Here is an 11,646-nt window from a genome sequence, read left to right on the forward strand (position 1 = left end):
ACTAGAGACCGAGCTTGCCGGGATTCATGATGCCGAGGGGGTCAATCGCGGACTTGACGCGCCGCAGGGTGTCGAACGCCGCGCCGTGCTGGGCCTCCATGTAGCGGCCGAGCTTGAGTCCGACGCCGTGGTGGTCGTTGATCACGCCGCCGGCCGCCAGAACGGCCGTGACGGCGTCGTCCCAGATCCGGTCGTGCAGCGCAAGGGCGTCCTCGCCGGGCGCGCCCTCGGGGATGAGGAAGCGCGCGTAGATCATCGTGCCCCAGGCGTACCAGTGCGAGAAGTGGATCCGCAGCCGCAACCCGGTGTGGGCGTAGCGCTCGGCGACCGCGTGCCGCAGCGCCTCGTGCACGGCGCCGATGCGCGCGTAGGTGGCGACCACGTCGATCGTGCCCCAGATCGACGGCAGCTCCGGGTGATGCGGCGGCGCGTAGAAGTCGTAGCGGCGCTCCCACCAGATGCGCGCGAGCTCGGGCTCCAGTTCCCGCGCGCCCTGCGCGCGCGCGAGGGCGAGCACGCGCGAGGTCTCGACCGCGACCGCCTCGGGCTCGCCTTCACAGGCCACGACGGCGCAGACACCGTCGAGCTGCCGCCCGACGACCGGGCTGAGCGTTCGCTGCGTCGCCTCCTCGTCGTACATGCGGATGACCGAGGGGCGGTGCCCGGCAGCCAGCGCGGTGCGGAAGGCCTCGATGCCGGAGTCGACGTCGGGGAAGCGCAGCGTCGAGAAGCGGCGCTCGCCGGGGATCGGGACGACGGAGAACGTCGCGCGGGTGATGATCCCGAGCGTGCCCTCCGACCCGACGAACAGTTGCGTGAGGTCGGGGCCGACGGCGTGGCGGGGGACGCACACGGTGTCGCACAGCTCGCCCGTCGGCATCGCGACGCGCAGCGCGACGACGAGGTCCTCGATCTTGCCGTAGCGCGTCGAGAGCACGCCCGAGCCGCGCGCGGCGACGTAGCCGCCGACGGTCGCCCACTCGGCCGACGCGGGGTAATGGGGGAGCATCAGCCCGCGCTCGTTGAGGGCGCGCTCGAGCACGCGCCCGTTGACGCCGGCCTCGGCGGTGACGGTCATCGAGCGCTCGTCGATCTCGATGATGCGATCCAGGCCGCGCAGGTCGATGACCAGGCCGCCGCGGACCGGGACGGCGCCGCCTTGCGTGCCCGACCCGCCGCCCCAGGGGACGACGGGCATCTGGTGGGCGGCGGCGATCCGCAGCGCGGCGACGACGCCCGCGTCGTCGCGCGGGACGACGACGACGTCGGGGCGGCCGAGCGGCTCGCCGGCGGCCACGGCGGCGATCGCCGGCCAGTAGGTGTCGGCCGTGTAGCCGTCCAGTCGCGCGGCGTCCGTATGCACCGCGTCCTCGCCGAGCGCGGCGCTGAGCGCGCCGGCGACCTCGCTCAGTCCGGTTCCGGCGAGCGACGTCATGCCGCGACTCCATCTGTCGACCTTGCGCACCCCACGGCTCGATAGCTTGCAGAACTCTTCAACTACTGTCAAGCATGGGCGCACAACTCTTCAAAACACGTCATCCATGTGTCCGCTCAGACCACGCTCGCAAAGAAACGTTGTGTCAGACTGTCTGACAATGTATGGTGCGCCGTCGTTGAGGGGCGATGGGTCCGGGAGAGATTGTTGGGCCGGACCGCAAATCGGCGTCATCGCCGAACCAGACTTCGTTGGGCTTGTAGCACAGCTGGGAAAGCTGTTTGATGGGCCGGTAGTCAAAAGGGGCTAGTCCACAGTCCCGGGTCTGCAGTCAAGGAGGAGAGGGACGTATGCGAAGGCAAGGACCTCGCGTGCTCGCGATGGCCGCGGTCGCCGGGACGGCGCTCGCCGCGGGCGCCCCGGCGGCGCTGGCCCAGGGGCCGGACACGACCCCGCCGGTGCTCAACGCCGCGACGCTGCCGGCGCTCGCGCCGCCGTCGTGGCTCGCCCCGGGCCAGACGGGTCCCGTCGCCAACGGCAACAACGGGTGGTACACGACGACGGCCGGCACCCCCGCCCACCCGTCGGTGATGATCACGCTCTCGGCGACCGATGACGTGGCCGTCGCGAAGTTCCAGTACTCGACGAACAACGGCGCTTCCTACACGGACGTCCCCGTCGCGACGCCCGGCCCGAGCGCGACCGCGCAGGTCGAGGATGTCACCGAAGGCGCCACGACCTTCCGCTACCGGGCGGTCGACACATCCGGCAACGTGTCCCAGGACGGCGCCGCCGCCACCGTGAACGGCGGCCTGAACCAGCCGGCGGCCGCCGGCGCGACCGCGATCCGGCTCGCCAGCACGTCCGGCCGCGCGGCCGGCGACCGGCTCACCATCGACACCGGCGCCAACCAGGAGACGGCGATCATCGCCTCGATCGTCACTCCCGCTCCCGCGTCGCCGAACCCGAACGTCACCCTCACGGCGCCGCTGGCCAAGGCGCACGCCGCGGCCGCGACCGTGACGGCCAACCCGCCCTACCGCACCGTCGCGGTGTCGCTGGACACGCGCGCGCCCAGCGCGACGCTCCCGGCCTCGGTCGTCAATTTCCACGTCGGCCACAGCGTCACGCTGAACCCGACCCGCACGGATCCCACCCCCGGCTCCGGGCAGACCGCCGCGCTCGACACGTGGACCGACGGCGTCTGGACCTACCCGCTTCCGCTGGACGTGTCCAAGCTCTCGCTCGGCAAGCACACGTGGGCGCTGCACGTCGGCGACAACGCAGGCCTCGGCACGAAGATCACGTGGACGCTGATGGTGACGACGTCCTTCACGGACATCGACGCGCTGCTGGGCCGCTCCGGCCTCGCCGCCGGCGACGTGACCACGCTGCGCGCCGCGCTGAGCGCCGCGAAGGCGTCCGACACCGCCGGCGACAAGGTCGCGGCGATCGACGGCCTGCAGGCGTTCATCGGCCAGGTCAACGCGCTCGTGCCCGCGGGCGACGCCCGCAACCTGCTCGTCACCGACGCGCAGGACGTCATCCGCCAGGAGCGCGGCCTGCCGGGTCCGGACGAGACCGGCATCGGCGCGGTCTCGGAGCCGATGGCCGGCGCCCCGCGCCACAACCAGCAGGTCCCGACGGCGCCGTCGCACAACGCGAACGCGACGTTCAAGGTGCTCGTCTTCGCGAACAACCCCGGCGACTACCGTCACGAGTCGATCGAGGACGCCGCCGTCCTGATCCAGCAGCTCGGCAAGCAGTACGGCTTCGACGTCGACATCTGGGACAAGGCGCGCCCGGACATCTCCACGCCCGACACGCCGTTCTCGAGCGCCGCGAACCTCACGCAGTACAAGGTCCTGATCGGCGACTCGTCGGTCGGCAACAACACGCTGGTGACGGCCTTCACCATGAAGAACGGCACGGTCGTGAACGAGCAGGCGGCGTTCCAGGCCTACATGGAGGCCGGCGGCGGCTACATGGCGCTGCACGCCGCGGACGATTCGCTGCACAACTGGCAGTGGTACAAGGACGCGATGGGCGGCCTGTTCCAGGGCCACCCGACCAACGCCGGCGGCTTCGGCTCCAACTGCAGCACGTGCTACTGGGCCGAGCTGATCACCGAGGACGGCAGCCACCCGGCGACGCAGGGCCTGCCGGCGCGCTTCCCGGTCGCGGACGAGCTGTACCACTTCGACCGCAAGCCGCGTCCGTTCGTGCACCCGCTGCTGCTCCTGAACGAGGCGACCTACGCGACCGCGATGGGCGTCAACTCCAGCGGCAACCTCGAGGGCGGCGACCACCCGATCGTCTGGTGTCGCAACTTCGACGGCGGCCGCTGGTTCGTCAACGTCCTCGGCCACAACCACACGCTGTTCACCTCGACGCCCTGGTTCCAGAAGATGGTCATCGACGGCCTGCTCTGGGCCGCCGGCAAGACCGAGGGCAACTGCGTCACCTACACCGACGTCAAGACGCAGATCTCGCAGCTGCAGACCGCGGGCGGGCTGACCTCGACGGCGGCCGGCGCGGCCTCCGCGGCGGTCGACGCGGGCTACGCCAAGTACGCGACGCTGACCCAGACCGGCTACAGCGGCGCGCTCGGCGACATCGCGTCGATCCAGGCGATCGCCGACGACCCGGCCTCGGGCGACGCGGCGGCGCGGCTGAAGCTGCGGACGTCCGCGCAGCAGCTCAAGGACTGGATGCTGGTGCTCCTCGGCTCCAAGTCGGCGACCGTCGGCGCGGGCGGCACCGTGCCCGCGACGCTCGCGCTCTCGCTCGGCGGCACGCCGTCCTTCGGGACGTTCCTGCCCGGCATCGACAAGCCGTACGACGCGAGCACGACCGCGAACGTGATCTCCACCGGGGGCGACGCGGCGCTGAGCGTGGCTGACCCGAGCAGCGTGGCGACGGGCCATCTGGTCAACGGCTCGTTCTCGCTGCCTCAGAGCGTGCAGGCCAAGGCGCTCAGCCCGCTCGGCGCCGGCGGCGACTTCGCGCCCGTCGGCGGTGCGAGCGCCCCGACCCGGCTGCTCACCTACAGCGCCCCGGCGTCGAACGACACCGTGGCGCTGACGTTCCGGCAGGCGATCGGCGCGACCGACGCCCTCAGGACCGGGACCTACAGCAAGACCCTGACGTTCACGCTGTCGACCACCACGCCGTAGCCCGTCCCGCCGAGCGGTGGCGGCCCGCGTGGCCGCCACCGCTCCGGCGGCATGTTTTGACCCCGTTCGGAGGAGGGATAGGGATGGGAAGGTCCTTGGCGGCTCGTCCGTCGATGTCGCGCAGGCTGCGGTCTGCGCTCGCCTTGCTCGGCGCGCTGATCGTCGGGAGCGCCCTCGGAGCGTCGCCGGCGCTCGCGAACGCCGGGAAGGTGATGGTCTTCACCGGGACGGCGGGAACGCCGAATCCCGTCAGCTCCGACGCCGCGAGCGCGATCCAGGCGCTCGGCGCGGCGAACGACTTCACCGTCGACGTCTCCGGTGACGCGACGCAGATCAACGCCGCCAACCTCGGCGGCTACCGCGCCGTCGTGTTCGTCAACTCGGCGGGCGACGTGCTCAACGCCGCGCAGGAGGCCGACCTCCAGAGCTACGTGCAGGGCGGCGGCGGCTTCGTCGGCATCGGCGAGACCGCCACGCTGGAGCAGGGCGGCAACGCCTTCTTCAACACGCTGATCGGCCTGACCGGCAACCCGCGCGTCACCGGCAGCGCCGCGTCGAGCTCCCAGGACGTCGAGTTCCTCGACCGCGTGCACCCCGCTTCACGCAACGACCCGGCCCTGTGGAAGGGGGTGACCGAGAAGTGGTACACGTGGGCGAGCAACCCGACGGGCACCGTCCAGACGCTCGCGCGCGTGCGCTTCAACACGATCCCCGACGGCACGTCGGTCACCAACGACGCGATCCAGCGCTGGACGGGCGCCACCAACACCAACCAGCCGCAGCTCGAGCGTGCGGCCGCGTGGTGCCGTGACATCCAGCAGGGCCGCTCGTTCTACACCGAGCTCGGCAGCACCACGGCGGCGTGGGGCCAGGACAACGTGAGCAAGCACGTGCTGGGCGGCATCGAGTGGGCGGCGGGCATGGTCCGCGGCAACTGCAAGGCCGCGATCACGTCGAACTACTCGAACGTCCGCCTCACGCCTGTCAACCCCGCGAACTCCAACCAGTACAACGGCGAGCTGACGAACACGGCGATCGCCGACAACGGCCTGGTCTTCTACACCGGCCGCGCGATCTGCTTCGCCGGCATGACGCAGATCGGCAACTGGGACGCCCCGAACACGGGCCTTGGCTGCGGCACCGTGCACGTGTGGGACCCGAGCGCCGGCGGCAGCTCCTACGACCGCGATCCGGCGAAGGTCAGCATGGTCGCGAACCTCTCGGTGTTCGGCGCCAAGGGCAGCGCAGTCGAGGCCGGCCAGTCGTCGACCGCGGAGGAGGGCCTGCTGGCGATCGCGCTGGACCCGAAGTTCACCAAGGGCCGGCCGTACGTCTACCTGGAGTACTTCCCGTACTACGGCGGCGAGCAGGGCAAGGACACGACGCCCAAGCTCGGCGGCGGGTTCGACCGGCGCCGCTACCGCGGCGAGCGCCGCCTCTCGCGCTTCACCTACGACCCCGTCGGCAAGACGTTCGTGCCGGGGTCGGAGAAGGTGATCATGTCGTGGGACCAGTCGGTCTACTCCTGCTGCCACGAGGGCGCCTCCGCGGCGTTCGACTCCAAGGGCAACCTGTACGTCTCCAACGGCGACAACATCGGCAACTACGCCAACTCCAACACCGGCGGCTACACCAACCCCGACCCGGTGCAGACCGCCCCGTGCCCCGGCGCCGCCGCGACGACGCACTGCGCGCAGACGCCGGCCGACCAGCGTCCGGCCGACACGATCCTGTCCAGCTTCGGCGACGCCCGCGGCACGTCCGGCAACACCAACAGCTACGACGGCAAGATCATCCGCATCCACCCGTTGGACGATCCCGGGGACACGCCGGGGCCGGGGAGCACGTACACGATCCCGGACGCGAGCGCGCCGAACGGCGCGAACCTGTTCCCGGTCGACAGCCAGGCCGTGAAGGACGGCAAGGCCAAGCCGGAGATCTTCGCGATGGGCGTGCGCAACGCGTACACGATCCACATCGACAAGAAGACCGACGCGATCACGACCGCATGGGTCGGACCCGACCAGGGCACCGACAGCCCGATCTGGGGCACGGCCAAGACCGAGAACGCGACGATGATGAACTCGGCGGGCAACTGGGGCTGGCCGTACTGCCAGGCGGGCAACCGCTGGGACTATCGCGCGAAGCTGCCCTCGGCGGTCTACCAGGGCAACGACCCGGGCGTGGCCACCGCGGCGCCCTTCGGGCATCCGGGGACCGTCGGCGGCGGCACCGACGGCCAGACGGGCGGCTTCTGGGACTGCCGCGGCGAAGTCCTCAACGACTCGCCGTACAACACCGGCCTCACGCTGTTGCCCAAGCCCAAGCCGGTGAACCTCTGGTACGGGCCGCACGGCGGTTGTTACAACTACCCGCTGAACGCCAACGGCGTCGGCCTGTACACGAGCAACAACAACAGCCCGTCGCCGCAGATCTGGCGCAGCTGCCCGTGGCTCGGCGTGAGCGGCGGCCAGGCGCCGATGGACGGCGGCATCTACCGCAAGCCGCCGGGCGACAACCCGAACGCGTGGCCCGCGTACTGGGACGGCCGCTGGTTCCTCGGCGACTTCGCCGGGCCGACCAACGTCCGGCACGCGCTGCTGATGGATCCGGCGACGCAGTTCAGCGGCGGTCAGCCGATCTCGGTCGACTCGCTGCTCGGGATCATCCCCTCGTCCCTGCTCGGAGCGCAGCGGCTCATCAGCATGAACTTCGGGCCTGACGGCGCGCTGTACATCGCCAGCTACGGCGGCAGCTACTACGCCTCCAACAACAACAACAACGGGATCTGGCGCTTCGCCTACAACGGCGGCCCGGACACCCCCGGCGCGGATCCGCAGTCGACGGTCTCCGGCGCCCGCGCCCAGTTCTCGATCGGCAAGTCCGGCGGCGTCTCCTACAAGTGGGACTTCGGCGACGGAACGACGTCGACCGAGACCAGCCCGTCGCACGCGTACGGCTCGAGCGGCACCAAGCAGGCGAAGCTGACGGTCACCTACGCCGATGGCGCGACCGACAGCAAGACGGTCGCCGTCGCGGTCGATCCGAGCGCGTTCGCGACCGCCACGACCGACGTCGCGGCGACCGTGCCGACGCAGCTGAGCCTGTCGATCGCCGGCGCGCCGTCGTTCGGCGAGCTGCAGCCGTCGCTCGCGAAGGACTACAGCGCCTCGGCGTCGGCGACGGTCATGGCGACCAGCGGCGACGCGGCGCTCACGGTGAACGACGCGAGCGCGACGACGACCGGGCGACTGGTCAACCAGGGCTACGCGCTCACCTCGCCGGTGCAGGCCAAGGCGACCTCGGGCACCACCGGCGTGGGCGCGGCGTTCCAGGACGTCCGCGGCTCGGCGAACCCGACCTCGCTGCTGACCTACTCGGGCCCGACCGCCTCGGACCCGGTCGCGCTGGACTTCCAGCAGCACGTCAGCGTCACCGACGCGCTGCGGGCCGGCACGTACAGCAAGACGCTGACGTTCACGCTGTCGACCTCGACACCGTAAGCGTCACCTCCCGCGCCGCGGCGGCCGCTCGGCCGCCGCGGCGCCGGGTGCAGTACCGAACGGTTTGCGTTCCGGTGAGCCCGGAACCGGAACATCACTCTTGACTCTGGAGGAACGTCGTGTTGGGTCTGAGGAAACGGCACTTGCCATGGCTGGCGTGCGCGATACTCGCGCTGATCGGGATCCCTTCCTACGCACTCGGCAAGGAGAAGCGCGCCGCTCCGCCGCCGATGACGGCGACCATGGGCGCCTTCGACACCGGCTTCTGGGACGTGACGAAGGCGAAGGACGACCCGACCGCGACGACGGTGACGATCGCCCCGGGCGGCACGGTCAACTTCCGCTACCTGGCCGCCGACGGCGCGCTGCCCCACAACGTGGTGTTCGGCGACGGCAGCAACCCCTCGCTGTCGCTGCCGCAGCCGACGGGATGCACGCAGATCAACCCCGTGCCGACGATCCCGACGTCCATCCTCCCGATCCCGCCGCTCCCGCAGTACGCGCAGGCCCCGGCCTGGAACGGCACGTGCACGTTCAACACGGCCGGCGCCTACAAGTTCTATTGCTCCGCGCACCCGCTGGCGATGCAGGGCGAGGTGATCGTCTCGGCGACGGGCGCCAACGCGAACCCGACCGTGACGGCGGGGCGCACGCCGACCGGCGACGTGCCCAGCGGCACGCCGGTCACGTTCTCGGCGACCGGCGCCGACGCCGACGGGGACACGATCTCCTACTCATGGGACTTCGGAGATGGTGACTCCGGCGCGGGCGCGAGCGCGACGCACACGTACCCGCCGGCGGCATCGACCTACCAGGCGGTCGTGACGGCTGACGACGGCCACGGCGGCACCGCGACCGCGACCGTGAGCGTCAAGATCGTCGCCGCCGCGCCCAACCAGAACCCGACGGTGAGCGCTTCGCGCACCCCGACCGGGAACGTGACGGCGGGCGCGTCGGTCAACTTCAGCGCCACGGGCAGCGACCCGGACGGCGACACGCTCACCTACGCGTGGGACTTCGGCGACACCGGCAGCTCGGCTTCGCAGAACATCAGCCACACCTACGCCGCCGCCGGCGCCTACACGGCCAAGGTGACGGTCTCCGACGGCAAGGGCGGCACGGCCTCGGCCACGCTCCCGATCACCGTCACCAGCGGGTCGTGCCCGCCCGGCTACCGCGACGACTTCACCGGCACCGCGCTGGATCCATCGTGGACCGTCCTGCGGCCTGACGCGACGAACGGCGGCGTGACCGTCGGCAACGGCGTCGTCTCGATCCCGACCGGCAACGGCGACATCTACCAGACGACCAACACCGCGACGAACCTCGTCCTGCGGACCGCGCCGAGCGGCGCCTTCACGCTCACCGCGAAGATCAACCACCACGGCCTGACCCGCTATCAGCAGGGCGGGATCATCGTCTACGGCGACGACGACAACTACGTCAAGCTCGACCGCACGGCCACCAACAACGGCGGCACGGCGACGGAGTTCTTCGAGTTCGTCCAGGAGCTGGCCGGCACCCCGCGCAACGGGACGACCGACCACACCGCGACGATCCCGGCCGCCTTCCCGGCGGACTTCTACCTGCGCATCGTGTGGGACGGGACGAACCTGTCCGGCGCGTACTCGCAGGACGGCTCCTCTTGGACCACCGTCGGCACCAACTCGACGGCGTTCCCCGCCAATCCCAAGGTCGGCATCTTCGCGCTCTCCAACGGCGCGACGACGTTCGTGACCCCGACGTTCGACTACGTCGCCATCGACGGCCCGCCGTGCGGCAGCAACGCCGTCCCGGTGATCTCGTCGGCCACGGCGGACAAGACGTCGGGGATCGCCCCGCTGCCGGTGAACCTCACCGCGGCGGCGACCGACGCCGACAGCGACGCGCTCACCTACGCGTGGGACTTCGGCGACGGCGCGACGGGGACCGGGGCGACCGCATCGCACACCTACAGCGCCGCCGGCACCTACAGCGCCAAGCTGACGGTCTCCGACGGCAAGGGCGGCTCGGCCACCAAGACCGTCGCGGTCAACGTGCTTGCGCCCGACACCCCGGGCTCATCGTTCCGGGCGCTCGTCTTCTCCAAGACGGCCGTCTTCCGGCACGACAGCATCCCGGCGGGCATCGCCGCCATCAAGAGCCTCGGCACGACGAGCAACTTCCAGGTCGACGCCACCGAGGACGGCTCGATGTTCCGGGACGACATCCTGTCCCATTACAAGGTCGTGATCTTCCTGTCGACGACCGGTGACGTGCTGACCGACGACCAGCAGGCGGCGTTCGAGCGCTACGTCCGCGCCGGCGGCGGCTACGTGGGCATCCACTCCGCGGCCGACACCGAATACAAGTGGGCCTGGTACGGCCAGCTGGTGGGCGCGTACTTCCGCAACCACCCGAACGGGACGCCCGCCGCGAACGTCCTCGTCGAGGACACGACCGACCCGTCGGACGCCGGCCTGCCGGCCACCTGGGCGCGGACGGACGAGTGGTACAACTACCAATCGCCGGTCAACCCGGTGGAGAACGGCGGCGGAGACGACTACGACCCGCGCAACACGACCGGGATCCACGTCCTGTTGAAGGTGGACGAGTCGAGCTACGCCGAGGCCGACGGCAGCGACGGCGTCGACGACGATCACCCGATCTCGTGGTGCCACCGCTACGACGGCGGCCGCTCGTGGTACACGGGCATGGGCCACACGCAGGCGTCCTTCCAGGAGGCCGGCTTCCTGTCGCACATCCTCGCCGGCATCCGCATCGCCGCCGGCGTGCTTCCGTCCGCCGCGTGCGGCGTCTCGGCGGTCAACCGGAACCCGACGGTGACCACGTCGCGCACGCCGTCCGGCAGCGTGACGACGGGCACCTCGATCGCCTTCACGGCCGTCGGCACCGACGCCGACGGCGACGCGCTCACGTACGCGTGGGACTTCGGCGACACCGGCACCGCGACCGGGCAGAGCCCGACGCACGCGTACGCCGCGGCGGGCGTGTACGACGCGAAGGTCACGGTCTCGGACGGCAAGGGCGGCACCGGCAGCGCGACGCTGACGATCACCGTGACCGGCCCGGTCGAGACGCATACCGACGTCCCGAAGGACGTCACGGCGACCGTCGCGAACAAGATCGCGCTGTCACTCGCCCCGACCGCGACGTTCGGGCCGATCACCCCGGGCGTGACGAAGGACTACGTCGCGACGGTCACCGGCACGGTGACGAGCACCAGCGGCGCGGCGCAGCTCACGGTGGCGGACGCCGGCACGAAGTCGACGGGGCACCTGGTCAACGACCAGTACGCCCTCGCGGCGCCGCTGCAGGCGCAGGCCACGAGCCCGGTCCAGCCGAGCTCCGCCTTCGCCGCCGTGACCGGGACCGACAACCCGCTGGTGTTGCTCACCTACCACGACCCGGTCTCGATGGACGCGGTCAGCGTGGGCCTCCAGCAGACGGTGAGCGGGAGCGAGCTGCTGCGGGCGGGCACCTACCACAAGACCCTGACGTTCACGCTCTCCACGACGACGCCGTAAGCGGG

At 70.9% G+C, this 11,646-nt stretch carries 4 protein-coding genes; 3 read left to right on the forward strand and 1 reads right to left on the reverse strand.

The window, feature by feature from the left end:
- Position 1: 1 nt before the first annotated feature.
- Positions 2–1,435 (reverse strand): FAD-binding oxidoreductase, encoded by a 1,434-nt coding sequence (locus tag H958_RS0129220; RefSeq protein ID WP_051324938.1) that lies wholly within the window; start codon positions 1,433–1,435, stop codon positions 2–4.
- Positions 1,436–1,785: 350 nt separating this feature from the next.
- Here H958_RS0129220 and H958_RS0129225 point away from each other — a divergent pair, with 350 nt between their 5' ends.
- The 3 genes from H958_RS0129225 (at position 1,786) to H958_RS45575 (ending at position 11,641) form a co-directional block, all read left to right on the forward strand.
- Positions 1,786–4,611, forward strand: coding sequence for a ThuA domain-containing protein (locus H958_RS0129225; RefSeq protein ID WP_196807613.1), 2,826 nt, complete (start codon positions 1,786–1,788; stop codon positions 4,609–4,611).
- A gap of 83 nt (positions 4,612–4,694) precedes the next feature.
- Positions 4,695–8,114 carry a ThuA domain-containing protein gene (locus H958_RS0129230; RefSeq protein WP_081686372.1) on the forward strand — a complete coding sequence of 1,140 codons (3,420 nt, stop codon included), beginning with the start codon at positions 4,695–4,697 and terminating at the stop codon, positions 8,112–8,114.
- Positions 8,115–8,257: 143 nt separating this feature from the next.
- Entirely contained in the window at positions 8,258–11,641 is a 3,384-nt protein-coding gene (locus H958_RS45575) for a PKD domain-containing protein (RefSeq protein WP_081686373.1), read from the forward strand.
- The last annotated feature ends 5 nt before the right edge of the window (positions 11,642–11,646 follow it).

Origin of the sequence: Candidatus Solirubrobacter pratensis (assembly GCF_000425945.1) — a bacterium.
GTDB lineage: Bacteria > Actinomycetota > Thermoleophilia > Solirubrobacterales > Solirubrobacteraceae > Solirubrobacter > Solirubrobacter pratensis.